Source organism: Stenotrophomonas sp. STEN056, assembly GCF_056759635.1.
In genome coordinates, this window is record NZ_JBRRDL010000049.1 from 1 (window position 1) to 22,840 (window position 22,840).

At 64.9% G+C, this 22,840-nt stretch carries 24 protein-coding genes; 13 read left to right on the plus strand and 11 right to left on the minus strand.

Annotated features, from left to right (window positions below; genetic code table 11):
• Positions 1 to 140: 140 nt before the first annotated feature.
• Complete coding sequence (locus tag ACVOLO_RS17205) at positions 141 to 839, minus strand: VIT1/CCC1 transporter family protein (RefSeq protein WP_481571542.1); 699 nt, start codon at positions 837 to 839, stop codon at positions 141 to 143.
• Positions 840 to 1,053: 214 nt separating this feature from the next.
• Here ACVOLO_RS17205 and ACVOLO_RS17210 point away from each other — a divergent pair, with 214 nt between their 5' ends.
• The 3 genes from ACVOLO_RS17210 to ACVOLO_RS17220 all read left to right on the plus strand — a co-directional run bounded on the left by ACVOLO_RS17210 (position 1,054) and on the right by ACVOLO_RS17220 (position 3,584).
• Positions 1,054 to 2,418 carry a glutamate--cysteine ligase gene (locus ACVOLO_RS17210; protein WP_481571543.1) on the plus strand — a complete coding sequence of 455 codons (1,365 nt, stop codon included), beginning with the start codon at positions 1,054 to 1,056 and terminating at the stop codon, positions 2,416 to 2,418.
• A gap of 83 nt (positions 2,419 to 2,501) precedes the next feature.
• Positions 2,502 to 2,885, plus strand: coding sequence for a glutaredoxin family protein (locus ACVOLO_RS17215; RefSeq protein ID WP_481571544.1), 384 nt, complete (start codon positions 2,502 to 2,504; stop codon positions 2,883 to 2,885).
• Positions 2,886 to 2,939: 54 nt separating this feature from the next.
• Positions 2,940 to 3,584, plus strand: a complete 645-nt coding sequence (locus ACVOLO_RS17220; protein WP_481571545.1) for a glutathione S-transferase family protein — start codon at positions 2,940 to 2,942, stop codon at positions 3,582 to 3,584.
• A 163-nt stretch (positions 3,585 to 3,747) separates the two neighbouring features.
• On the opposite strand, the gene ACVOLO_RS17225 is transcribed toward ACVOLO_RS17220, so the two are convergent.
• The 4 genes from ACVOLO_RS17225 to ACVOLO_RS17240 form a co-directional block, all read right to left on the minus strand.
• Positions 3,748 to 4,299 (minus strand): SMI1/KNR4 family protein, encoded by a 552-nt coding sequence (locus ACVOLO_RS17225; protein ID WP_481571546.1) that lies wholly within the window; start codon positions 4,297 to 4,299, stop codon positions 3,748 to 3,750.
• Between the two features lie 33 nt (positions 4,300 to 4,332).
• Positions 4,333 to 5,091, minus strand: coding sequence for a DUF1963 domain-containing protein (locus ACVOLO_RS17230; protein WP_481571547.1), 759 nt, complete (start codon positions 5,089 to 5,091; stop codon positions 4,333 to 4,335).
• A 143-nt stretch (positions 5,092 to 5,234) separates the two neighbouring features.
• Positions 5,235 to 6,689: an amidohydrolase family protein gene (locus tag ACVOLO_RS17235; RefSeq protein ID WP_481571548.1), complete on the minus strand. Its 1,455-nt coding sequence runs from the start codon at positions 6,687 to 6,689 to the stop codon at positions 5,235 to 5,237.
• Positions 6,690 to 6,737: 48 nt separating this feature from the next.
• A complete protein-coding gene (locus tag ACVOLO_RS17240; RefSeq protein WP_481571564.1) occupies positions 6,738 to 7,367 on the minus strand; it encodes an ankyrin repeat domain-containing protein in 630 nt (209 codons plus the stop codon).
• Between the two features lie 161 nt (positions 7,368 to 7,528).
• Between ACVOLO_RS17240 and ACVOLO_RS17245 the strand changes: the two genes are divergently transcribed.
• On the plus strand, positions 7,529 to 8,410 hold the full coding sequence (locus ACVOLO_RS17245; RefSeq protein ID WP_481571565.1) for a LysR substrate-binding domain-containing protein: 882 nt from the start codon (positions 7,529 to 7,531) through the stop codon (positions 8,408 to 8,410).
• Positions 8,411 to 8,739: 329 nt separating this feature from the next.
• On the opposite strand, the gene ACVOLO_RS17250 is transcribed toward ACVOLO_RS17245, so the two are convergent.
• Together ACVOLO_RS17250 and ACVOLO_RS17255 are read right to left on the minus strand one after the other, a co-directional pair.
• Positions 8,740 to 10,320, minus strand: a complete 1,581-nt coding sequence (locus tag ACVOLO_RS17250) for a hypothetical protein (protein ID WP_481571549.1) — start codon at positions 10,318 to 10,320, stop codon at positions 8,740 to 8,742.
• A 352-nt stretch (positions 10,321 to 10,672) separates the two neighbouring features.
• The gene (locus ACVOLO_RS17255) at positions 10,673 to 11,926 is read right to left on the minus strand and encodes a hypothetical protein (RefSeq protein WP_481571550.1); all 1,254 of its coding nucleotides are present in this window, start codon (positions 11,924 to 11,926) and stop codon (positions 10,673 to 10,675) included.
• Positions 11,927 to 12,496: 570 nt separating this feature from the next.
• Between ACVOLO_RS17255 and ACVOLO_RS17260 the strand changes: the two genes are divergently transcribed.
• From ACVOLO_RS17260 to fghA, 6 genes are all read left to right on the plus strand, one after another.
• Complete coding sequence (locus ACVOLO_RS17260; protein ID WP_481571551.1) at positions 12,497 to 12,940, plus strand: hypothetical protein; 444 nt, start codon at positions 12,497 to 12,499, stop codon at positions 12,938 to 12,940.
• Positions 12,941 to 13,036: 96 nt separating this feature from the next.
• Positions 13,037 to 13,486 carry a hypothetical protein gene (locus tag ACVOLO_RS17265; protein ID WP_481571552.1) on the plus strand — a complete coding sequence of 150 codons (450 nt, stop codon included), beginning with the start codon at positions 13,037 to 13,039 and terminating at the stop codon, positions 13,484 to 13,486.
• 378 nt (positions 13,487 to 13,864) lie between these two features.
• Entirely contained in the window at positions 13,865 to 14,140 is a 276-nt protein-coding gene (locus tag ACVOLO_RS17270; protein WP_481571553.1) for a metal/formaldehyde-sensitive transcriptional repressor, read from the plus strand.
• Positions 14,141 to 14,187: 47 nt separating this feature from the next.
• Positions 14,188 to 15,297 (plus strand): S-(hydroxymethyl)glutathione dehydrogenase/class III alcohol dehydrogenase, encoded by a 1,110-nt coding sequence (locus ACVOLO_RS17275; RefSeq protein WP_481571554.1) that lies wholly within the window; start codon positions 14,188 to 14,190, stop codon positions 15,295 to 15,297.
• 10 nt (positions 15,298 to 15,307) lie between these two features.
• A complete protein-coding gene (locus ACVOLO_RS17280) occupies positions 15,308 to 15,628 on the plus strand; it encodes a DUF3658 domain-containing protein (protein WP_481571555.1) in 321 nt (106 codons plus the stop codon).
• Between the two features lie 10 nt (positions 15,629 to 15,638).
• A complete protein-coding gene (gene fghA, locus ACVOLO_RS17285) occupies positions 15,639 to 16,472 on the plus strand; it encodes an S-formylglutathione hydrolase (RefSeq protein WP_481571556.1) in 834 nt (277 codons plus the stop codon).
• 175 nt (positions 16,473 to 16,647) lie between these two features.
• On the opposite strand, the gene ACVOLO_RS17290 is transcribed toward fghA, so the two are convergent.
• The 3 genes from ACVOLO_RS17290 to ACVOLO_RS17300 form a co-directional block, all read right to left on the minus strand.
• Positions 16,648 to 17,331, minus strand: coding sequence for a Dph6-related ATP pyrophosphatase (locus tag ACVOLO_RS17290; RefSeq protein ID WP_481571557.1), 684 nt, complete (start codon positions 17,329 to 17,331; stop codon positions 16,648 to 16,650).
• Between the two features lie 3 nt (positions 17,332 to 17,334).
• Positions 17,335 to 17,673 carry a hypothetical protein gene (locus tag ACVOLO_RS17295; protein ID WP_481571558.1) on the minus strand — a complete coding sequence of 113 codons (339 nt, stop codon included), beginning with the start codon at positions 17,671 to 17,673 and terminating at the stop codon, positions 17,335 to 17,337.
• Between the two features lie 71 nt (positions 17,674 to 17,744).
• A complete protein-coding gene (locus tag ACVOLO_RS17300) occupies positions 17,745 to 18,689 on the minus strand; it encodes a DegV family protein (RefSeq protein ID WP_481571559.1) in 945 nt (314 codons plus the stop codon).
• Between the two features lie 242 nt (positions 18,690 to 18,931).
• On the opposite strand from ACVOLO_RS17300, the gene ACVOLO_RS17305 reads away from it, so the two are divergent.
• A complete protein-coding gene (locus tag ACVOLO_RS17305) occupies positions 18,932 to 19,471 on the plus strand; it encodes a DUF924 family protein (RefSeq protein ID WP_481571560.1) in 540 nt (179 codons plus the stop codon).
• 232 nt (positions 19,472 to 19,703) lie between these two features.
• Here ACVOLO_RS17305 and grxD read toward each other — a convergent pair whose 3' ends face one another.
• Entirely contained in the window at positions 19,704 to 20,630 is a 927-nt protein-coding gene (gene grxD / locus ACVOLO_RS17310) for a Grx4 family monothiol glutaredoxin (protein ID WP_481571561.1), read from the minus strand.
• A gap of 62 nt (positions 20,631 to 20,692) precedes the next feature.
• Here grxD and ACVOLO_RS17315 point away from each other — a divergent pair, with 62 nt between their 5' ends.
• Together ACVOLO_RS17315 and ACVOLO_RS17320 are read left to right on the plus strand one after the other, a co-directional pair.
• Positions 20,693 to 21,472, plus strand: coding sequence for a polysaccharide deacetylase family protein (locus ACVOLO_RS17315; RefSeq protein WP_481571562.1), 780 nt, complete (start codon positions 20,693 to 20,695; stop codon positions 21,470 to 21,472).
• Between the two features lie 39 nt (positions 21,473 to 21,511).
• Entirely contained in the window at positions 21,512 to 22,768 is a 1,257-nt protein-coding gene (locus ACVOLO_RS17320; RefSeq protein ID WP_481571563.1) for a DEAD/DEAH box helicase, read from the plus strand.
• The last annotated feature ends 72 nt before the right edge of the window (positions 22,769 to 22,840 follow it).

Here is a 22,840-nt window from a genome sequence, read left to right on the forward strand (position 1 = left end):
GTGCGAAAGGGAGGGTGGTTCCTGCTTCCTGGAAGATTGACCGGCGCCTGCTCCTGCTCCCTCCCTTTCGCACCGCGAAGGGGAGGGTTGGGGAGGGGGAGAGCCGCCTCCTTAGTGCCAGGCCAAGCTCGGCCTGTGGTTTACAACGCGACGCCGAGCAGTTGGCCGATGCTCGCGGCCGCGCCCATCGCCAGCGCGCCCCAGAACATCACCCGCAGCGCGCCACGCAGCGGGGCGGCGCCACCCGCGTATGCGGCGAGCGCGCCGGTGATGCACAAGCCGATGAGGGTGGAGGCGGTGGTGATCTGCGCGACATATGCGTGCGGGGCAAACAGGGCCGTCAGCACCGGCAGGGCGGCACCTGCGATGAAGGCGGTGGCGGATGCGGCGGCGGCCTGCAACGGGCGGGCGCGCAATTCCTCGGTGATGCCCAGTTCGTCGCGCGCGTGTGCGGCCAGGGCATCATGTGCGGTGAGCTGTTCGGCGACCTGGCGTGCCAGCTCCGGCGAAAGGCCGCGATGACGATAGATGGAGGTGAGTTCCTCCAGCTCACTGTGCGGGTCTTCGTGCAGTTCGCGGCGTTCCACCGCCAGGTCCGCGTGTTCGGCATCGGCCTGGGATTGCACGGACACATATTCACCGGCGGCCATCGACATGGCGCCGGCAACCGTGCCGGCCACGCCGGTGGCCAGCACCGTGGAGGCTGAAGCACCGCTGGCGGCGATGCCCACCACCAGGCCGGCGACGGAGACGATGCCGTCATTGGCGCCCAGTACGGCGGCGCGCAACCAGCCAACGCGGTCGGAGCGGTGCACTTCCGGATGTTGTGATCGGCTCATGCGCGCAGTTTAGGACGGGGCGCCGGTTGCAGGCGGAATGACTCGCAGGTGCAGTCGCATTTGCGGGGGAAGGCACGTCAAGCCAACGCCGGTGGGATGCTGAAATCCGCCACGGTGACATGATGGCAATGTGCGCCGCGATATAGTGCGCCCTTGCGATGGCGGGGGTTGGCCCCCACCTTCCCGCCCTGACCAGCATCCAGCGAGCCTGCCCTTGTCGAGCCCCAGCCACGTCGCCGATACCCCCATCACTGACCGCGACCAGTTGGTCCAGAACATTGCCTCGGGCGAAAAGCCCAAGTCGCAATGGCGGATCGGCACCGAGCACGAGAAGTTCGGGTTTCGCCTGGATGACCTGCGCCCGCCCACCTTTGACGGTGAGCGCGGCATTGAAGCGCTGCTCACCGGGTTGACCCGTTTCGGCTGGGAGCCGGTGCTGGAAAACGGCCGCACCATTGCGCTGCTGCGCGACAACGCCTCGGTGTCGCTGGAGCCGGCCGGGCAGCTGGAGTTGTCCGGCGCGGCGCTGGAGACCATCCACCAGACCTGCGTGGAAACCGGCACGCATCTCAATGAAGTGGCGCAGGTGGCCGGCGAACTGCAGCTGGGTTTCCTGGGCATGGGCTTCCAGCCCAAGTGGCGCCGCGATGAAATGCCGTGGATGCCCAAGGGCCGCTACCAGATCATGAAAAGCTACATGCCCAAGGTCGGCTCGCTCGGCCTGGACATGATGACCCGCACCTGCACGGTGCAGGTCAACCTGGACTACGCCTCCGAGGCGGACATGGTGAAGAAATTCCGCGTGTCGTTGGCATTGCAGCCGATTGCCACCGCGTTGTTCGCCGATTCGCCGTTCACCGAAGGCAAGCCCAACGGCTACCTGAGCTACCGTTCGCACATCTGGACCGATACCGACGCCGACCGCACCGGCATGCTCGATTTCGTGTTCGAGGATGGCTTTGGTTACGAGCGCTACGTGGACTACCTGCTCGACGTGCCGATGTATTTCTCCTACCGCGACGGCATCTACCACGACGCCAGCGGGCAGAGCTTCCGCGACTTCATGCAGGGCAAGCTGCCGGTGCTGCCGGGTGCGATGCCCACCTTGCGTGACTGGTCCGATCACATGACCACCGCCTTCCCGGAAGTGCGCCTGAAGAAGTACCTGGAAATGCGCGGTGCCGACAGCGGCCCGTGGAGCCGCATCTGCGCGCTGCCGGCGTTCTGGGTGGGCTTGTTGTACGACCAGACCGCGCTGGATGCAGCGTGGGATCTGGTCAAGGACTTCAGCCTGGTCGAGCGCAACGTGCTGCGCGACGGCGTGCCCAGGCAGGCGATGAACCTGCCGTTCCGCAACGGCACGGTGCGTGAGCTGGCCGCGCGCGCGCTGGAGATCTCACGCGATGGCCTGCGCCGTCGTGCCGCGCTCAACGGCGATGGGCAGGACGAAACCCGCTTCCTCGACGTGCTGCAGGAGATTGTCGATTCCGGCAAGACCGCCGCCGAGCGCAAGCTGGAGCTGTTCCATGGCCGCTGGAACGGCAATGTGGACGAGTTGTTCGGCGAGTTCGCCTACTGATCCACGCAGCCCGGTGGCGTGCTTGAGGCATTTCGCCGGGCCGTGTTAGCGTCGCCGCCAGACACGGTGTGCAAGGACGCGCAATGAATCGAACTTTCGGGTTGCTGTTGCTGCTGGGCGTGGCCGGCGGCGCGGTGCATGTGTACAAGCGCCATGACGCAGCCAGGCAGCAGGAACAGGCCGTGGCTGCTGCACGGGTGCTGCCGGACCGCGATGTGATTGATGTCTATGGCCGGCCCGGCTGCTCGTATACCCGCCGCATGCTGTCCGAACTGGAGCAGGCCGGCGTGCCGATGCGCTTCCACAACATCGACTACCCGCAGACCCAGGCCGCCTTCCAGGACCGCTTTGCCGGTAGCGGCTTGGCCACCTCGCGTGGCTATGCACTGCCGGTGATCGCCGTGGCCGGGCAGGAGCTGGCGCGGCCGCAACCTTCCAGTGTGGTCTACGCCTACCAGCAGCGCTGACGGCTGCCACCCCGGCGGTTATAGACTGCGCGCTCCACCCGCGGAGTCGCACGCATGGCCAGTCCTGTCGAGGAGATTGTTTTCTACACCCACCCGCAATCGCGCGGCCGCATCGTGCGCTGGATGCTGGAGGAGATCGGCCAGCCGTACCGCACCGAAGTGCGGGGTTACGGCGAAAGCATGAAGTCGCCGGAATACCTGGCCATCAACCCGATGGGCAAGGTGCCGGCCATCGTCCATCGCGGCACGGTGGTGACCGAAGGGGCGGCCATCTGCAGTTATCTGGCGGATGCGTTTCCCGCAGCGCGGCTTGCGCCGGCCTTGGATGACCCGCGACGCGGCAGTTATTTCCGTTGGCTGTTCTTCGCTGCCGGCCCGGTGGAAGCGGCGGTCAGTGCCAAGGCGCTGGGTTTGCTGGCACCGCCGGAGAAGGCCGGAATGGTGGGATACGGCAGCTTCGAGCAGATGGTTGATACGCTGGAAACCGCGGTTTCCGGTGCCTCGCCGTGGCTGCTGGGCGAGCACTTCAGTGCAGCCGATGTGTATGTCGGCAGCCAGGTGTTGTGGGGCCTGCTGTTCAAGACCTTGCCCGAGCGCGATGCCTTCACCATCTACGGTCAGCGCCTGCGGGCGCGTGAAGCATGGCAGCGTGCGGCGGCGCTGGATGATGCGTTGATTGCCCCGCGCAGTGACGCCTAAGGCGTGTGCGTTTTGGCCATGCTGACGGCAATGGCGAACAGTCACCCTGTTCGCCACGCTGGGTGAAATCGCCTGCCGGGCATGCGTGGGTTGGCATCCTGGCTGGGCGCATCGAGCAGAGAGTGGCCGCTGCGGCGGCGTCACATGCCCACTGTCGTCTGCCTCATTCGAGCAGCAGGTCCTCGGGCTCGGCTTCGATCTGTGCAAGGGATTCCCGCAGCAGCGTGGGGAAATCCGCGCAGACGTAGTCCATTGCATCGGCATCATGGGTGAAGGCGATGATCTGCCCGGCCTTGCCGTGCGCCGAGGGCGTGTGGTCCAGCACCAGCAGCATGGTGGGTGCGGAGAAGCCGGCAAACGGCAGCCAGCCCGCCTGGAACCAGCCATCCAGCAGCCGCGAATCACGCGGGTGTGGCTGTTCGTAGCCGGCATAGCGCGGGGCACGTTGACGCATGCCGCGCCATTGCTTCATTGCCGCATCCAGCGACAGGAATTCATAGCCGGTGAGGTAACCGCTGCGGGCGAAGACGGTCTGCCAGGCGCTACCGCCATTGGCGACCTGCCACGCGGCCTTGAGTGCCGGGCAGATCGCAAAGCCCAGTTCGGCTTCGGCCAGTGCGATGTCGGCGGCGCTGGCCGCCGGCTGCAGCTGAAGTGATTGCTCGTTGGCGGCGTACAGGGCCGCCAGTGCAGTGGAAAACTCAGGGAACTGCATTGCTTCATCCAAGGTAATGGCGGCCGGTCGTGCTCATCCTGCATCTGATTTCAGGTGGCTGAAATCACGCGCGGCGAGGCGATTGTTTTCGATGAAAACCATCAGCTTGTCGCCGTCGTGCCAACACCAGTCGAAGGCATCGTGCGAGTGCACGGTGAGCAGCGGGCACCAGCCGTCACCGGGCGTGGGGTCGTAGCCGAGCGAGTAGTGCGAGGGATGGCCGAGCAGGTAGTCGTCGGGCAGCGCTTGGCCGACAGCTTCGAGCAGGTCAACATCGAACGGCCAGTCGCTGCGCAGCTCGCGATGACGTGGCAGATCGGCACTGCCCTGCAGGTGGATGCGCTTTGCGGGCGCAGGCTTGCCATGTGGTGATGCCATCGGCACCAGCACGCTGGGGTCGGGCCAGTAGAAGCCGAGAATGTAGCCGTCATCGCCCCAGAACACTTCGCCCTCTTCATCCTGGGCATGGAACAGCGAGAGGATGCCTTCGTCCGGGAGTGATGCGGGGCGGTCGATGATCCCGGCAAAGTCGATATGACCCAGGAAAACGTACTCACCAATGTCATGGCGCGGCCATTCAAAGCCAGGGGCCACCAGCGGATTGCCACCGAACCGGCTCTGGTGGCCGTCTGGGCCCTGCGCGTCGATGCGGATGACCACGCTGGGGCGGGCGATGCGCTGCAGGTAATCGCGGTGTGCGGTGAGTTCGGGCTGTGCGGCGAGTACGGTATCGATGACCTTGTTGTGCATGGCGTTCCGTGGAGTGGTGGTGCGCAGGGGCCAAGGCTTCACGGCGAATGCCGGAGCCTTGCGGCCTGCCATGATGACGCGTCCGGATGACGGATGGGTACGCTGGCTTCGGCCATCACTGCATGGAAACGTGGCCGATCAGCGGAGTGATCGGCCACGCGTCAGGCACCACTGAAACGCAGAAATTATTTCGCTGCGGCTTCCTGGTTCCAGGCCGCAACCTGCGTCCTGGCAGTGTCGAGCATCGCGTCCAGTGCCGCGCGGTCATGCACCTGCCCACGCAGGATCACGGTGTTGATGGTGCGGGTAGCGTCGATGTCCTGCAGCGGGTTGCGCTCCAGCAGCACCAGGTCGGCGGCCTTGCCCACTTCCACCGAACCGTAGCGGTCGAGCTTGCCGAACCATGCCGGGCCGGCGCGGGTGGCGGCGAGCAATGCCTGCGGCGCGGTGAGGCCTTCGCGCACGTACAGCTTCAGTTCGTTGTGCAGGCCGATGCCGGGATAGTTGTACGAATTGAGAAAGCCCGCATCGGTGCCGGCCATGATGTTTACACCGGCTTCCTGCAGCATCGGCAACACGGCGGCGACTTCGGCGTAACGCGCGTGGCGTGCCTGGATCTGTTCCGGCGTGGCCTTGGCCGCGCGCTCCACGCGCCATTCGTAGGTCTTGCGCAGGCCCGGGCCGATGTAGGCCAGGTAAGCGTCGTTGTCGCGCGGCTCGACATCGAGGAAGTCGATGATGCGGCCGCCGTCCAGCGTGGGCGTTACCGCCACGCCGAGCTCGGCAAAGCGGCGGTAGGCCGCCATCGCGGTGTCGCGGTCAAAGCCGGCATGCAGGCGACGGTTGGCTTCGGCGCGGTCAATGCGGCCGGCAGCGAAGTCGGCGGCAATCGTGGCCTCGTCCTTCACGCCGGCCTTGTAGGCGTAGTCCAGGTGCTCGATGGAGCTGATGCCGGCATCCACGGCCTGGCCTACGGTCAGCGCCATCGGGATGTGCCCGGACGTGCGCAGGCCGCGTCGCTTGGCTTCAGCCAGCGCATAGAGGAACAGCTCCGGCTTCAGCGTGCTGTCGGTGATCTTGACGAAATCCACCTGGTCGCGCTGCTCGCGGTCCAGCGCGGCATTCACGCCGGCCTCGTCGCCCGCTTCAATGGTGCCTTTCCACACCGGCTTGAGGCCTTCGATCTTGGCGCCGGAGGTGAACAGCTGTGGCCCGAACAACTGGCCGCTGGCGATCTGCCCGCGCCATGACAGCACCTGCTCGGCGAGGTCGCCGGAGGCATCGCGCACGGTGGTGATGCCATGCGCCACATACAGCGGCAGCAGCGCCTTGTTCTCTTCGATCAACGCCGGGCCGCCGCCGAAATGCACGTGCATGTCCCACAGGCCGGGGATCAGGTAGCGGTTCTTCGCGTCGATGTTTTTGGCGGCGCGCCACTGGCGGGCGAGGGCCTGGTCGTCACCCACGGCGACGATGTCGTTGCCGCGGATTACCACCGTCTGCCCGGCGCGGGTGCTGCCGTGTTCGACATCGACGACGGTGGCATGGCGGATCAGCACGTCGGCGTTGGACTCGGCAGCGACGGCAGGCGCCGCTGCAGCGAGCAGGGCGGACAGGGCAAGGGACAACGGGGTTTTCATGCAAGCGTTACCTGTGTTGTACGGCGGGTGCGGTTGAAGTGCGTGTGCTCAGCGTGCGTTGGCGGCAAGCAGCAGGCGGATGTTTTCGGCCTGCCTGCGTTGGCGGGCGTGCTGAAGTGGGGTGATGCCATCGCCATCGGCCAGGTTTACATCGGCGCCGGCGGCGATCAGCTGTTGCACGATGGCGACATGCGGCGCGCCGCCATCGCCGAGGATGATGGCCTCCAGCAGGGCGGTCCAGCCCAGGTTGTTGACGTGATCCACGGCCACGCCGGCCTCGATCAGGGTGCGGACCACGTCCACATGCCCGCGCTCGGCTGCTGGAATCAGCGCGGTGCCACCGTAGCGATTGGTGCTGCGCAGGTCGGCGCCGTGTTGCAGGGTGGCGCGCAGGATTTCCAGCTGACCGCTGGCCCCGGCCAGCAGGTAGGCGCTGTCGTTGATGGCGTCCTTGGCGTTGACGTTGGCACCGGCGTCGATCAGGGCCAGCGCGGTGGCGGTCTGGCGCTCGCGCACGGCGGCAAGCACCGGGGTTCGGCCCTGGTCATCGCGTGCCTCAAGGTCCGCGCCGGCGGCCAGCAGGCGCTGGACATCGGCAACCTCGCCGGTGCTGGCGGCGTGGTGCAACTGCCGGCCCTGCGGCCCGGCATCGGCGCCTGGCGCGCAGGAGGCGAGCATCGCAGCCAGGGCATGTGTGGTGATCCAATGTCGGGCTGCCATGGGGTTCTCCGGTTGCATGACGGCCTGCGCAGCCTGCCGGACGCGGCGGCACGGGCGTTTACGCCGACCATGCGCCGATGCTACAAGTCGGCTGCTCCATCCAGAAATTAAATATGCAGATGGGTGACATTCCGAAATCAAATAGAGCGGCATTCGACCTCGACCTGCTGCGCGCGCTGGTGACCGTGGCCGATTGCGGCAGTTTCACCGTCGCCGCCACGCGCCTGCATTCCACCCAGTCCACCATCAGCCAGAAGCTGCGGCGGCTGGAGGACCTGGCCGGGCACCGGCTGCTGGACCGGGGCGTGCGTGACGTGCGCCCAACCGACATCGGCGAGACCGTGCTGGGCTACGCGCGGCGGATGTTGGCCCTGAACGAGGAACTGGCCGAAGCGTTGTCGAGCGGCGGTGCGCCCATCACCCTGCGCTTTGGCGTGCCGGAGGATTTCGCTGCCGGCCGCACCACGCGCCTGCTGGCCGAGTTCAGCCGCGATCATCCGCACGTGAAGCTGGAAGTCAGCAGCGGGCTGAGCCGTGCCCTGGGCGAAGGCTATGACCGTGGCGAGTTGGACCTGGTGCTGGTCAAGCAGCGCCGCGGCAGCCGCGAAGGCGTGGCGTGCTGGCCCGAACCGATGTGCTGGATTGATGGCGCCGCCAGCCCGGCATTCGGCAACGAGCCGGTGCCGTTGGTGGCGTTCCCGCCGCGCGGGCTATACCGCGAAGACATGATTGATGCCATCGAGGCATTGGGCCGGCGTTGGCGCATCACCTTCACCAGCTCAAGCCTGGGCGGCATCCAGGCCGCAGTGGGCGATGGTCTGGGCATCAGCCTGCTGCCCGCCCGCGCGGTGACCGCAGCGCATGTGGTGCTGGGCCCGGAAAGCGGCCTGCCGCTCATCGACAGCATCGAGCTGGTGTTGCTGCACCGTCCCACCGCCGACCCGGAGGTCAAGGTGCTGGCGGCAATGTTGCAGCGGATGCTGGGAGAAGCGTCGGGTTGAGCAGCTGTCGCGCCGGCAAACTGCAACGGTGGCAATTCCATTGGCACCGTTCAACAACGTATGCGGCCAGTGCCTTGGATATGCCCATGCGTGTTTGACGCTGATTGCAGAAGTAGCTGAAAGCGGTTTGTTCTTCCACGGGCACTGCTCACACTGACCGCTGCCGGTACGCAGCACTGTGGATTCGCCTTGGTCGCATGCTCACGATGCCGCGTGGCCATCGTCGGTTTGCTGCCAAAGGTTTGGCAGGGCACCGAAGTTCCGGTGAACTCGTTGTTGTCCGACGTACTGTCCTCCGATTTCGATGGCATGCGGATGCCCGTTGGTGATCAATACCGCGCCGCCGTCAGCGGCATATCGGCCCATTGCCAGGCTTTTGTCTGCTGGCGTGAGGTTTCTGTCGCTGCTTCCGTCTGGCCCAGGGTCTGCTGTGCCTGCGCCAGGCCATACAACGACCAGCCATTGAGTGGATAGGTCTTCAGATCCTGTGCGAATGCTTCCACCGCACCTTCCGCATCACCGGCATCAAGCAGCGCGGCGCCCAGATAGGGGCGCACGGGCAATGGCCAGTCGGCCGGTTCGTTGTAGGCAAGCCCATCCTCGGCCGCAGCAGCCTCGCGCAAGGCTGCGATGGCCTGGGGATGTTTGCCCTGCGCACGCAGCACCTCGCCACGCAGCAGTGCGTCGGCCACTTTCAGCACGCCGTCGGCATGGTTGATGTCGAAAAAGCTGACCTGTGCCATGGCGGGGTCCATGGCAATCACATGCAGTGCATCGGCTTCGCGCGTGGCCTCAGCCAACGCACCTTTGCGTGCATGTGCCATGCCGCGCGCGAAGTGCCGGATGGCAGCCGGGTAGGGCAGTTCCGGTGGCGTACTGGTATCGCCGAGGATGGCATCCCAGTCGCCAAAGCGGACCTGGGTAAGCGTGGGTGCCACCACAAATTGCTGCATGAACTGCAGGGGCGCTGCGCCCATCGCCGCACGGTCGGCGCGGTCGGCGGTTTGACGGGCGGCCTGCATGGCCAGCGTGCGCGAGCCGGTGAGGCCGGTGGTCATCGTGGCGAAGTGCCAGTTGTGCGGCACGTAACCGAGTGGATAGACACCGTTGCTGCCACGGCATACCGCCAGGAAGTCCTTGTCGGCCGTGGTTGCCGCCAGGTTGGTCAGTGTGGCGTCGTGATAGCGGCCAACGCGGATGTAGATGTGCGCCGGCATATGCACCAGGTGGCCGGAGCCCGGTGCCAGCGCGGCAAGCGCGTCGGCCTGCGGCTCGGCACGTTGCGGTTCGGGCGAGGCCTCGATGGCGTGGATGTAGTAGTGCATTGCGCCGATATGGCGAGGGCTGCGCGCCAGCACGCGTTCCAGCTCACCGACAAGTGTCGGCGTGAACTGGGCAGGCGTACCGTCCGCTTGCCAATACGCCCAGGGCGAGAGATTCATCAGTGCTTCGGCATACAAGGTTGCTGCATCGTCGTCATCGGGGAACTGTGCAACCACCGCAGCCATCGCTTCGGCGTATCGCTGGTCCAGCGGTTTGCGGTCGTCGGGAGCTGGATCCGCGTAGCGCACCTGCAGTGCCTGGATCAATGCGCGGTCGGCAGGCGTGGCATGGCTGGCCAGGCTGCCAGCCTTGGCGGCGAGTGCAGTGGCGTCCTTGGCCAGGGACGGATCCATCGGCAGGTTGATGTTCGGCCCCAGCACCAAGGCTTGGCCCCACACGCATATCGCACATTGCGGATCCAGGCGCGCGGCTTCGGCAAAGGCGCGTCCGGCTGCTTCGTGGTTGAAACCGTAGGTCAGGCGCAAGCCTTGATCGAAATAGCGCTGCGCCGCAGGCACCGGGGTGGCGATATCGCGGTGCAGATCGCCGAAGGTGTCGAACAAGGGCACGGTGGCGGTGGAACGCATCGCCGTATCGTTTTCGCTACCGGCGTTCCTGGCGGAATCACAGCCTCCAAGCAGGGGCAGAACCAAGGCTGAGGACAGCAGCGGCAACAGCAGGCGACGGTCCATTGCGGCTTCTCCGGGGCGGATGGACGCGACGATACTGCTGTGCAAACGGGCAGGTGATACGGCGTCGTGAAGATGGTTCCTGCAGCCTATTCAGCTGGGCTGGGAGATGCCGTTTGACCCGCTCGCGGGGCTCTTTCGCCGCCCTCCCGGTAGTTCCCGGAGCGGCGTGTGGCCGATGAAACGGACATGACAGCCGGCAAGCGCGCAGGCCGCGTCGCCGATGCAAACCAGCGCGCCATCGTGAGGCTTACCTGCCCAACTGCTCGCGCACTGTGTCCTCGAATGCCTTGCCGCTTCTTTCCGCGCTGCGGGCATCGCCCGGGCGCAGCAAGCCAGCGCTGAACGCACCTTCGATGGCAGGCTGCGGGGCACCGACGATCCACGCGGTCTGGTCGCCGGTGTGCAGGGAGGCAAGGCGTTCAACCCGGCCCTTGTCTTCCAGCATGGCATTGAGCAGACGCAGCATCGCCTCGACGTCGTACCAGTCCCCCAGATTGAGGGCGGCGGTCTGGTAGCGCTTCCCGTCGAGATAGGCAACAAGGCGGTAGGGGCCGGTCTCGTCTTCCGGGAATTCCTCTTCGAACACGGCACCTGTCAGTGCGGATTGCACCAGTTGCGCAAGTGCGCGCAATACGGAGTCGTGAGCGTTCGGGAACTGATCGGTTTCGGCGTCAAAACCATGGATCCGGCCGGCCGCCATCAGAATGACTTCTGGATCCGCACTGGTAGGCGGCTCAAGTTCCGCACCCTGTGTGAGCGGAAAGCCAAGTTGCTCAAGCCGATTTCGCATGGAGTCAATAGCGGCGGTGGAATCCTTCAGCACAGGCGCAGGTTCTGCACCTGCCTCCGCCGGACGGGGGCCGGAAGCGCACATCAGATGTGGCCGCTTCATGGTGGTGCATGTCCGCGAGGCAACAGCGTGCAACTCGGGCGCGCCTGTACGGAGGAACGCCATCGCAATCTGGTCGGCTTGGTCGCGGTCCGTCATTTGGGCATGCATGGCGCGCAGGCTGGCCCAGGCCTCGGGTTCCGGGCGATCGGCCAGTGCCCACATGGCCTGCCGCACTTCTCCGGCGTCGCCTGCATCGGACGCACGACGTGCCGCCACTATCAGCGGCTGGAGCTCCGTGGGGGCTGGATAGTTGGAAAACCCTGATTGATAGCTTTCGATCACCGCCCAGTAGGGCGTGTCGGAACGCAGTACATGGGCGATGTCCTGGGGGGCGTGGCAGGTAGCCGCATACACGCCTGCCAAGGCATCGCGCAGTGGCGTGTGTTGTCCATCCATCACCGGGCGCACGGTGTTGCAGTAGGCGGGTGATCCTGTTTTGAACGCCGTCAATTCCCACCAGGCCCTGGCCCAGCCATTGGCCTGGTCAGCCGCCACGCCTGCCGCCGAACGCTTGATCGCAGCGAGCATGTCAGGCTCGCCCTGCAGAAGGAGATCGATCACATGATCGACGGGTGGAAGCGTCGCGTCGTGCCTGGCCCAAGTCTTCATCCCTTGAATTGAGGATGGCAACGGTTCGGAATACCGATCCGGCAGTGCGGCATGCTCGATGATGACCCTGCTTGATACATCGACAGTTGAAGTAGCGACGCTCTTTGAACACGCGGAGGTCGCCGTGAGATACAGCGCGATGAAACATCCAAGAACGATCCTGTGGTCCCGCACGACGTGGACTCCTTTTCCACCCCACCGATTGGTGGACGGCTGAGTATATCGATGCCTTGGGAGGCAAAAGTCCACTTCTGGCCGCAGGACGCTACGCGACCGGAAGCGATCATCCACCTGGGTTCATTTCATTTTGGGCGGCGGGCCTGGTCGCCATTTGGATTTGGCCCGAGGTGGGTTCTGCGCAGCCTTTCAGGAGGGCGAAGTGCGATGACCAGGCCAATCTGGCCCTAGGTTTGTTGCGCCCCTTCACTGGGCTGTCTCGCCCCCGTGGCATTACATGCCTTGGTCCTTGGTCAATTACCCACTACCGTTATCGTGCTTTTCAAGCACATGCCTGGTGCCTGAAAATCGGAGGAAACGCGCGTTGCATTACCGGGCCGCCATCGTGCGCTGATGCTGGACGCACGCACTTCGCAGGCAGGCCTTGTTCCAGAGTTGGGTGCCATGAGAACGCTCGCACTGATCCTATTGATCCTGTTGTCACCGTCGGTATCTGGGTCCCGCCCGGTCATGGAAGATGAAGCATTGGCCTGCGTAAGTGGCGTGGCGCCAGACAAGGTGGGAGAAGTTCATACAGTCTCGTTCAGTAACGGCTACGAAATGGATGTCCTGCGCCCCGATACGCTCGCGTCCATGGTCGTTCTCAAGTCGTCAGGGGCATATAGCGCAGCATTCAAGGTGAATGGTTTGACCACCCAGACGATCGACTTCAACTTCACTGGTTTCTCTGAGAGCAATGTCTGTTTCAGCTATGACAACTCCAGCGGGACCTGGCTTGTCAGCAGAACCTCCCGGGACTTTTGCCATGAATGCGTGGTCAAAAGCGCGGGTATCTGACAGTTCATTCAACTTGACGCTATAAACGGCTGCTTCTGGCCGAGATCCAGTCGGCCCGGGGTCGAGCCATACAAAAGCGGCGCAGCGCTTTGCGGCATGTTGCTGGTCGGCTTGATCAAGGCGTGGGGAATACGGATGAGACATCAACGTGCGCGTGCCAAGGCGGACTTGGCGTTCTTGGATGCCAAGACCATTCGCTTGGTGGTTCGGCCGCTGTTTCGTCGCCGTAACGATTACAGCCAAGCCACGCTTGACGAGCTGCCCTCCGAGCTGAGCAGGTTTGGGATATTGACGGTCAAGGATCTGCGGCGCTTGATGAAGAAGCACCGACGGGCTCTTTTGGACAATGAAAACGTCAGGATCCGTCGCAGCGAAATTGCATGGCTGAAGCAGGAGGCCGATTTTGCGGGTCTTGACGCATTCGCGGGCAAATCCTGGTTTGCCCTTCCAGGGCTTGTGCGGCAAGCCATGGTGTTGGAGTTTGGCGAGGATGCGGCTGACCATGTTCTGGAGCAGTCGTTCCAGGGGAAAGGTCTGAGCAAATAACTCAGTCCCCCGGATTGCCGTGCCTACGCGGATGCCGCAGGCCAAGCGGCCGAAAAGCCGGTGACTTCCGGGCCCAGCTTTGCGCCGCAGGATGGCACTTCCCGTTCTGCTGCTCCATTTCGGACAGGGAAATTTCACGTCGCGTGCGCCTTCGGCGGCCCTGTTGTTCGGCGTCACCGAGGGTCAATTGCATGGGCGGATCTGGCTCTCAAATCGTGGACTTCAGTCTGGCAGCTCCGGGTGAGTTGTTCAGAGCTTCCCTGGCCATAGTTTGTATGTGAAGCACTGACGATGCCTATCCGTACACGTGAACGCTTCGTGGCAATTCGATGGTCGGCTCAATATACTATCCCCCAGTACAGGATATGAGGCCGGTCGATGCCGCACTCGCCGGAAGAAAAGAAGAAGGTCCTTGCCCGGGTCAAGCGCATCCGCGGCCAGTGCGATGCACTGGAGCGCGCGCTGGAAGCGGGTGCGGACTGTAACCCGGTGCTGCAGCAGATTGCCGCCATCCGTGGTGCCGTCAACGGGCTGATGTCCGAGGTGATGGAAGCACATCTGCGTGAAGAATTCGGCCAGCCGGCGCGTTCGGAAACGCAGCGCGCCGCGCGCGTGGCCGAGATGTCCAGCCTCATCCGTTCCTATCTCAAATAACCGCGCGGCGCATTGCGCCGTGTTGCCCATTTCGCAGGAGAACCATCATGAAATCACGTGCCGCCGTCGCCTTTGGCCCGGGCCAGCCCTTGCAGATTGTTGAGATTGATGTCGCACCGCCGAAGGCGGGCGAAGTGCTGGTCAAGATCACCCACACCGGCGTCTGCCATACCGATGCATTCACGCTGTCAGGTGATGATCCGGAAGGCTTGTTCCCCTGCGTGCTGGGCCATGAAGGTGCCGGCATCGTGGTGGAAGTGGGCGAGGGCGTGACCTCGGTGAAGGCCGGTGACCATGTCATTCCGCTGTACACCGCCGAGTGCGGCGAGTGCCTGTTCTGCAAGAGCGGCAAGACCAACCTGTGTACCTCCGTGCGCGCGACGCAGGGCAAGGGCGTGATGCCCGACGGCACCAGCCGTTTCTCGTACAACGGCGAGCCGATCTACCACTACATGGGCTGCTCGACATTCTCCGAGTACACCGTGGTGGCCGAGGTGTCGCTGGCCAAGGTCAACCCGGACGCGAACCCGGAGCACGTCTGCCTGCTGGGCTGCGGTGTCACCACCGGCATCGGCGCGGTGCACAACACGGCCAAGGTTGCCGAAGGCGACAGCGTTGCGGTGTTCGGCCTGGGCGGCATTGGTCTTGCCGTGATCCAGGGCGCACGCCAGGCCAAGGCCGGGCGCATCATCGCCATCGACACCAACCCGTCCAAGTTCGAGCTGGCCAAACAGTTTGGTGCCACCGATTGCGTCAACCCGAAGGATCACGACAAGCCGATCCAGCAGGTGGTGGTCGAGATGACCGGCTGGGGCGTGGACCACAGCTTTGAATGCATCGGCAACACCAGCGTGATGCGTGCGGCGCTGGAATGTGCGCACCGCGGCTGGGGCCAGAGCGTGATCATCGGCGTCGCCGGTGCCGGGCAGGAAATCTCCACCCGTCCGTTCCAGCTGGTTACCGGCCGCAAGTGGATGGGCACCGCGTTTGGTGGCGTGAAGGGCCGCAGCCAGCTGCCGGGCATGGTTGAGGATGCAATGAAGGGCGATATCGAACTGGCACCGTTCGTTACCCACACAATGGAACTGGACAAGATCAACGAGGCCTTCGAGCTGATGCACGAAGGCAAGTCGATCCGTTCGGTCATTCACTACTGAGAGCAGTACGATGTTGAATAAAGATGTTTTGGCCGCAGCGTTGGCCGGCGTGGGTGAAGACCAGGAAGGCCGTGAGGCGATCGAGCGACTGCAGGAGCAGGATCTGGTGAAGATCGATCAGTCGATTCTGTCGTCGCTGGGCCAGGCGTGGAAGAACGCGGGCTTCGTTATCGCAGGTGTGTTGATCGCAGCGCCTGACGAGTACGAAGACATCCCGGAGTCGTTCTATGCGTTGCGCATCGGCACCCTGGCCGACCAGGCACGCATTGAAATGAAGGGCAGCCTGGACGCGCTGAAGACCTGCGAGATCCGGTTGCCGGCGGCATCGTGAGGTGACTGAAATGACGGCAGAACGTATCGAACACCGTGCCTGCTTCGGCGGCTGGCAGGATGTCCATCGGCACACATCGAAGGTGCTCGGCTGTGAGATGACGGTGGGTGTGTACCTGCCGCCGCAGGCCGAGCACGGCCCGTGCCCGGTACTGTACTGGCTCAGTGGCTTGACCTGCACCGAGCAGAACTTCATCACCAAGGCAGGTGCGCAGCGTTATGCAGCCGAGCACGGGCTCATCCTGGTTGCGCCCGATACCAGCCCGCGCGGCGACGCGGTGGCTGATGCCGACAGCTACGACCTGGGCAAGGGCGCCGGCTTCTATCTCAATGCCACGCGTGAACCGTGGGCGCAGCACTACCGCATGTACGACTACATCGCCGAGGAACTGCCGGCGTGGGTGCAGGCCAACCTGCCGGCCAGCGAGGTGCGCGCGATCAGTGGTCATTCGATGGGCGGGCATGGCGCCTTGACCATCGCATTGAAGAACCCGGGCCGTTACCGCAGCGTGTCGGCGTTCTCGCCGATCGTGGCGCCGTCGCAGGTGCCGTGGGGAAAGAAGGCATTCAGCGCCTATCTGGGTGAGGACGAATCGGCATGGCTGCAATACGACGCGACAGCGTTGGTTGCCGGGGCGACGGAGCGTTTGCCGTTGCTGATCGACCAGGGCGGTGCGGATGAGTTCCTCGACAACCAACTGCGGCCGCAGCTGTTGCAGGCCGCATGCGAAGCGGCCGGTCATCCGTTGGAACTGCGTATCCAGCCCGGCTACGACCACAGCTATTACTTCATCAGCAGTTTCATCGGCGAGCACATCGCCCATCACGCCAAGGCGATGCGCTGAATCCGTAGTACGGCGCCATGCTCCGCTGGGGGTTTCCCGGCGGAGCTGCTGCCAAGCATGGCTCGGCACTACCGCAGCGGTTTCATTGAGCAGTGCAATGCACAAGCGATGCGCTGACCGCACTGTTTGATGTGTGGAGGCCGCGTTACCCGAAGTGCGGGGGTTTTATCCCCGCCTATGCAAGCGCCTGCAGCGCGAAATCCGTGTACGCGTACCGCGATTCACGCAGCACGGTCTGCCCCTGCGTCAGTGCAAGGGCACGGCTGAACATCGGCCCGGCGCTGACACAGGTATGGAATTCGCCGTTCTCGCCGCAGGCATCAATGCCGGGCGGCAGCGTTTCCAGCAGTGAATGATCGAAAGCACGGCCGGCAAATGCGGCATTCAGATGCCGGGTGTCCACGCAGCACAGGTGGGCGCGCAGTCCGCCGTCGATCATTTCCTGCGCCAATGCGCGGGTATCGCGGCCAAACAACGGGAATGATGTCTTCCAGCCCAGTGCAGCGTACTGCTGCTCGCGCCAGCTGCGGATGTCCTGCAACAGCAGGTCGCCGAAGGCCAGTGTCTGCACCTCCGGCCAGCGTTGCCGCGCCTCATGCAGGGTGGCGGTCATGCGCTGCAGGTACAGCGCGTTGTCGCAGGCCTGTGGAATCCACGAGGACAGCAGCGGCAGCCCGGCGGCATCGGCCTGGGCGTGCAGAACCGCCGCGCGCACGCCCTGCATCGACGCGCGTTCATGGCCTTCGGTGAGGGTGGTGAGCAGCGCGACCACATGCACATCGTCACGCTGCTGCAGATGGTGCAGCGCCCAGGCGGCGTCTTTGCCGCCGCTCCAGGACAGCAGGACCGGCGTGCTCAAGGTTCAGCGCACATCGCGCAGTTCCCAGTGGCTGCCGGCCAGCAGGCGCAGGCGCTGCTTGAAGACATCGCCCGGCAGACTGGTGGTGGCCTGCAGGTTGATGCGCAGATCCGCCTGCTCGCCGGTGACGGTGGCCTGCGGGTCGATGGCGGCGAAGGACGGATCCACATCGTCCGGCTCGTCCTGCAGGGACTTCCAGCGCTCGAACAAGTCGGTGGTGCGCAGCGCCGCCTGCAACTGCTCGGCAAAGGCGTCCGCACCGCTGGCGGTGAAGGACAGGCGCGGGTCGTTGCCGCGGGCCTTGGCCGGATCCGGGAGGGAGATTGAATAGAGCACGGACATGCAGGGTTCTCCTTGAGGGGGATGCAGCCTAACGCGGCGACTGTTGGAATGCCGTGGACATGGCCGCGCACTCAGGGGTCGAAACCATGGGGGCCATCGGCAAAACCAATGGTCACCGCACCCTTGCCGACGTTGACCATGCCGGTCAGGCTCATCACCGCTTCCATCAGCGTCACCCCGTTGGCATCACAGGTGCTGCGCAACTGCGCATAGCCGGGCAGGGCACGCAACTCATCCAATGGGCCGCCATAGCTCACGCACACCACCGGCGTTATCAAGCCGTGGGTGACACGTTTGCCGACGAAATCGAACAGGGTCTGCACGGCATTGTCGAAGCCCTTGATCTTGGCCACCGGCGCGGTTTCGCCACGGTAGCCGTGCAGCACCGGCTTGATGTCCAACGCACTGCCCAAGGCGGCACTGAACAGGCCGACACTGCGGTCGCCCTTGTGGCGGGCGCGGGCGCGCATGTAGTACAGGTCGCGGGTAACCATGTAGCCATGGGTGTTGATGGCCACCTGCTCCAGCCGTTCGCGCATCTGTTGCACGGTGGCGCCGGCATCGCGCATGCGTACGGCTTCCACTGCGCTCACCGCTTGGGCGGCGAAGAGGTTCTGGGTGTCGATCACGCGCAGGCTGAAAGGCGAGTTGTAGCCGGCAGCCTGACGGATTGGCTTGTACTCGTTGAGGATGCTGTAGCCGGCCTGCACCGCGTTGTCGTACAGCGGGCTGCGGGTGCGGGTGATGGTCAGGCAGAACACCTGGTCGAAATCGGTGACCAGTCGTTTGAGGAACAGCTCGCGGATCTGCCCGGCGGTATAGGGGATGGTCTCGGCCTCGGCGCTGTGGTCGCTGAGCGGGCCCTGCAGGAAGGCCAGGGTATCGGCTTCGTCGCGCTGGTCGGGCAGCACGGTCTGGCCGATGCGCACGTCGATGGGCAGCAGCACGATGTTGTTCTGGCGCAGGTAGTTCATCGGCAGGTCGCATGCCGAGTCCACCACGATTCCTATCCGCATACGGAGCCCTCTGGTGATCCGTGTTGTCTTGGGCGAAACCCTAGCGCAAAAACCGGCGCCGGGGCGGAGTCCGTGGCCCGGGTCGCAGTTGGGATGTGTCTTATTTCACGCCTCGATCATATCCACATGCGCTGCAGCCCATTAAGCTAGCCCCCAAGCGCGCCGGGCCAATGCCGGTGTTGCGACGGGATTGGCTGGAATTGGCGCTGCCTGAAGGCAGGCAGTGGGGCGGGGACGCAGCAATGGAATCAATGCAAGCGGTGGTGGATTTCTGGCGTACAGCCGGGCCAAAACGTTGGTTTACGCGTGACGACGCCTTTGACAATGAGTTCCGCCAACGCTTTGAGAGCCTGCATTGGCTGGCGGCCCGCCGTGGTTGCGAGGAATGGCTGCAGTCGGCCGACGGTGCACTGGCGCTGCAGGTGCTGCTGGACCAGTTTCCGCGCAACTGCTTCCGTGGCACCGCGCACTCTTACGCGACCGACGGCTTGGCGCGGCATTACGCCATGCGCACCATCGAGGAAGGCCTGGACCGGGAATTGACCCCGCAGCTGCGCGCTTTCATCTACCTGCCGTTCGAGCACTCCGAGGACCCGCAGGACCAGGAACGCTCGGTGGCCATGTTTGAAGTGCTGGGCGACCTGGAGTATCTCAAGTTCGCCGAGCTGCACCGTGACATCATCCGCCGCTTCGGCCGCTTTCCCCACCGCAATGCGGTGCTGGGCCGGATTCCGACCCCGGATGAACTGCATTTTCTGGCTGAGGGTGGTTTTGCGGGGTGAGCGGGAAGTTGTCTGGCTGACGATGCCGCCTGCGGCTGTCCGCTCTCCCCAACCCCCGCCCCGCGCCCCGGCCTTCGCTAGACGCGAAGGCGCAAGGAGAGCAGCGAATCAATGATTCGCAAGCTGCTCTCCGTCGCCCCGCAAGGGGAGAGGGGTTGGGGAGAGGGGGCTTCTGGAAAAGAAAAACGCCGGCAATGCCGGCGTTTTCCGTTGCAGCGATACCGCGGACCGATCAGTACTTCGGCACGCTGTTGTCCACGTTTTCCGACCAGGCATCAATGCCGCCGGTGACGTTGAACACGTTGGTGAAGCCCAGTGCCAGGAACTGCTCGGCGGCCTGGGCGCTGCGGCCACCACGGTGGCACAGGAAGGCCAGTGCGGTGTCCTTGGGCAGTGCTTCGAGCTTGGCGCGGTTGTCGCCGTCGAAGGTTTCAAACGGGGCGTTGACTGCGGCAATGGCGCGCTCGTCGGCCGGGCGCACGTCCACCAGGGTGATGGTGCCGGCACGCAGCTGGTCATCAGCGCTGCGCACGTCCAGTTCCTGCACCGGCTTGGGGGCGTTGGGGTTGTTGATGGCCAGGCCCTGGCCGCGGATGTCGTCCACCCAGTCGATGGTGATGCCTTCGGCGCGGCGCGCGCTGGCAAGGTCGAACTGGACGCGCAGGCCGTTGGATTCGGCGGCGATGGCATTGGCATCGTGCGGGGCCAACTGGAAGTTGGGCTGGAAGCGGGCGTCGATGCTCAGCTGCAGTGCCGCGCCGGGGGAATCGGCCAGCGCGCCCTTGAGCATTTCCACCGCTGCCGGGGTAACGGTGATGCTCGGCGGGGTGCGGTCCGGTGCGGCCAGGCCGAGCAGGCTGCTCAGCTCACCGCTGCTGGCCATCTGCAGGATGATGTCGCTGCCGCCGATCAGCTCGCCATCCACATACAGCTGCGGGATGGTCGGCCAGTCGCCGTAGGCCTTGATGCCTTCACGGATTTCCTGGTCGGCCAGCACGTTGACGTGGGCGAACTCGACGCCCAGGTCCTGCAGGGCACCGACGGCCTTGGCCGAGAAACCGCACTGCGGCATGGTCGGCTGGCCCTTCATGAACAGGACGACGCGGTCAGCGCCGAGGAGGGTTTCAATGCGCGCGCGCAGGGCGGGATCCAGGGACATCATGTACTCGTGGAAGTGGTCTGGGACAAAGGCCGATTCTACGCTGCGTGGCATCATGGGGCATGACTGCCACGCAAACTCTACATCGCATTCCCGCCCGCCCGTGGCGCTGGGTACCGTGGCTGCTGGTCTCACAGCTGCTGGTCGCGCTGGTGTGGTGGCAGTGGGGCTGGGCCTGGGGGCTGGCCTTGATGGCGGTCAGCCACGCCTTGTTTGTGGTGCCGGTATTCCTGCCCAACAGCCGTTTCTATGCCCCGGTATTGAGCCGCGTGCCCGGCCCGGCGGTGTGGCTGACGATTGATGATGGGCCGTCGGACCAGACCCCGGCCATTCTGGATCTGCTGGATGCGCACGGCGCCCAGGCCACCTTTTTCATGGTCGGCGAACGGGTCGCCGCGCGGCCGGAGCTGGTGCGCGAGGTGCTGCGGCGCGGCCATGGCATTGCCAACCACAGCCAGTCGCACCCGCAGGCCCGCTTCTGGGCGCTGGGCCCGGGCGAGATGGCGCGCGAAATCGCTGCCTGCCAACAGGTGTTGGGTGATATCGCCGGTACGCCGCCGCGCTGGTACCGCTCGGTGGTGGGCATGACCAACCCCTTCGTCGCCGCTGCGCTCAAGCGCCACGGGCTGACCCGGGTGGGCTGGAGCGCGCGCGGTTTCGATGGCGTGGGCTGCGAACCGGACGTGGTGGTGCAGCGGATTGCCCGCGATCTGGGGCCGGGGGCGATCGTGCTGCTGCACGAGGGCGCTGCCCATGGCCACAACCTGGCCATCATCGCCGCCGTGCTGCAGCAACTGCAGGCCAAAGGCCTGCAGGCACGTCTGCCACAGGGAACGGCGTAGACTCGCCTCCCGTTCGCGTTTCCCCTGGATCACCGCCCCATGCCTTTTTCCCGACTCGGCCTGTCTCCCTACGTGTTGCCGGCGCTGCAACAGGCGTTGCAGCAGGCCGGGTATGCGCAGCCGACGCCGATCCAGCAACAGGCGGTTCCGCTGATCGTGCAGGGCCGCGACGTGGTGGCCCTGGCGCCGACCGGCTCAGGCAAGACGGCTGCCTATGTGTTGCCGGCGCTGCAGCGTTTCATGGTGGCACCGCCACGCAAACCGCGTGTGCTGGCGCAACTGGTGCTGGTGCCCACCCGCGAATTGGCGCAGCAGGTGGCCGATGTCTTCACCACCCTGGGCCGGTACCTGCAGCGGCAGCCGCGGGTGGTGTCTGCAGTGGGCGGGGTGTCGATCAACCCGCAGATGATGGCGCTGCGCGGCGGCGCCGATGTGGTGGTGGCCACGCCCGGGCGCCTGCTGGACCTGCTGGCGCACAACGCGTTGTCGCTGAAACAGGTGCAGTTGCTGGTGCTGGATGAAGCTGACCGCCTGCTGGACATGGGGTTTGGCGACGAGCTGCGGCAAGTGCTGGCGGCGTTGCCGGTACGCCGGCAGACGCTGCTGTTCTCGGCAACCTTCCCGCCGGATATCGAAGCGCTGGCCGGTGCCGGCCTGCACGCACCGCAACGCGTGCAGGTCAGCGAACAGGCGCAGCCGGAAATCACCCAGCGGGCGATCCGCATCGACAGTGATCGCCGCACCGAATTGTTGCTGTCGTTGCTGGAAGCGCCGGACTGGACGCAGGTGCTGGTGTTTGTCGGCAGCCGCCGTGACAGCGACCGCTTGGCTGGCCATCTGCGCACGACAGGCGTGGGCGCGCAGGCACTGCACGGTGATCTCTCGCAAGGGCGGCGCATGCGTATGCTGCAGGCGTTCAAGGATGGCGAGCTGCAGGTGCTGGTGACCACGGACCTGGCCGCTCGCGGCATCGACATCGCGCGGCTGCCGGCCGTGGTCAACTACGAGTTGCCGCGTTCGCCGGACGATTACCTGCACCGCATCGGGCGCACGGGCCGCGCTGGCGAAAAGGGCCAGGCGGTGAGCTTTGTGGATGCCGCATCGCTGGCGCATTGGCGCTTGATCTGCAAACGCAATGCGCTGGAGGTGGCGGTGGAGGAGCTGGCCGGTTTCGCGCCGACGCAGGTCGCACAGACCGCACCGCGCGTGGCCGACGACAACGGCGGCATCAAGGGCCGCCGGCCGAGCAAGAAGGACCGTCTGCGGGCAGCGACAGCGGCGAATCCGGTGGAGTGACGCTGTTGTTTCAGGCTGTCGATTTCTGCTTTCCAGCCGTCATTCCCGCGCAGGCGGGAATCGCTCTTGCTT

Excerpts from the sequence above, each read along its gene's own strand:
- ACVOLO_RS17255 (WP_481571550.1), bottom strand. The coding sequence starts at position 11,926 with ATGAAGACTTGGGCCAGGCACGACGCGACGCTTCCACCCGTCGATCAT.
- ACVOLO_RS17245 (WP_481571565.1), top strand. The coding sequence starts at position 7,529 with ATGGGTGACATTCCGAAATCAAATAGAGCGGCATTCGACCTCGACCTG.
- ACVOLO_RS17320 (WP_481571563.1), top strand. The coding sequence starts at position 21,512 with ATGCCTTTTTCCCGACTCGGCCTGTCTCCCTACGTGTTGCCGGCGCTG.
- fghA (WP_481571556.1), top strand. The coding sequence starts at position 15,639 with ATGACGGCAGAACGTATCGAACACCGTGCCTGCTTCGGCGGCTGGCAG.
- ACVOLO_RS17220 (WP_481571545.1), top strand. The coding sequence starts at position 2,940 with ATGGCCAGTCCTGTCGAGGAGATTGTTTTCTACACCCACCCGCAATCG.
- grxD (WP_481571561.1), bottom strand. The coding sequence starts at position 20,630 with ATGTCCCTGGATCCCGCCCTGCGCGCGCGCATTGAAACCCTCCTCGGC.
- ACVOLO_RS17270 (WP_481571553.1), top strand. The coding sequence starts at position 13,865 with ATGCCGCACTCGCCGGAAGAAAAGAAGAAGGTCCTTGCCCGGGTCAAG.
- ACVOLO_RS17275 (WP_481571554.1), top strand. The coding sequence starts at position 14,188 with ATGAAATCACGTGCCGCCGTCGCCTTTGGCCCGGGCCAGCCCTTGCAG.
- ACVOLO_RS17295 (WP_481571558.1), bottom strand. The coding sequence starts at position 17,673 with ATGTCCGTGCTCTATTCAATCTCCCTCCCGGATCCGGCCAAGGCCCGC.
- ACVOLO_RS17300 (WP_481571559.1), bottom strand. The coding sequence starts at position 18,689 with ATGCGGATAGGAATCGTGGTGGACTCGGCATGCGACCTGCCGATGAAC.
- ACVOLO_RS17225 (WP_481571546.1), bottom strand. The coding sequence starts at position 4,299 with ATGCAGTTCCCTGAGTTTTCCACTGCACTGGCGGCCCTGTACGCCGCC.
- ACVOLO_RS17305 (WP_481571560.1), top strand. The coding sequence starts at position 18,932 with ATGGAATCAATGCAAGCGGTGGTGGATTTCTGGCGTACAGCCGGGCCA.
- ACVOLO_RS17205 (WP_481571542.1), bottom strand. The coding sequence starts at position 839 with ATGAGCCGATCACAACATCCGGAAGTGCACCGCTCCGACCGCGTTGGC.
- ACVOLO_RS17280 (WP_481571555.1), top strand. The coding sequence starts at position 15,308 with ATGTTGAATAAAGATGTTTTGGCCGCAGCGTTGGCCGGCGTGGGTGAA.
- ACVOLO_RS17215 (WP_481571544.1), top strand. The coding sequence starts at position 2,502 with ATGAATCGAACTTTCGGGTTGCTGTTGCTGCTGGGCGTGGCCGGCGGC.
- ACVOLO_RS17260 (WP_481571551.1), top strand. The coding sequence starts at position 12,497 with ATGCTGGACGCACGCACTTCGCAGGCAGGCCTTGTTCCAGAGTTGGGT.
- ACVOLO_RS17265 (WP_481571552.1), top strand. The coding sequence starts at position 13,037 with ATGTTGCTGGTCGGCTTGATCAAGGCGTGGGGAATACGGATGAGACAT.
- ACVOLO_RS17240 (WP_481571564.1), bottom strand. The coding sequence starts at position 7,367 with ATGCTCGCCTCCTGCGCGCCAGGCGCCGATGCCGGGCCGCAGGGCCGG.
- ACVOLO_RS17250 (WP_481571549.1), bottom strand. The coding sequence starts at position 10,320 with ATGCGTTCCACCGCCACCGTGCCCTTGTTCGACACCTTCGGCGATCTG.
- ACVOLO_RS17315 (WP_481571562.1), top strand. The coding sequence starts at position 20,693 with ATGACTGCCACGCAAACTCTACATCGCATTCCCGCCCGCCCGTGGCGC.
- ACVOLO_RS17235 (WP_481571548.1), bottom strand. The coding sequence starts at position 6,689 with ATGAAAACCCCGTTGTCCCTTGCCCTGTCCGCCCTGCTCGCTGCAGCG.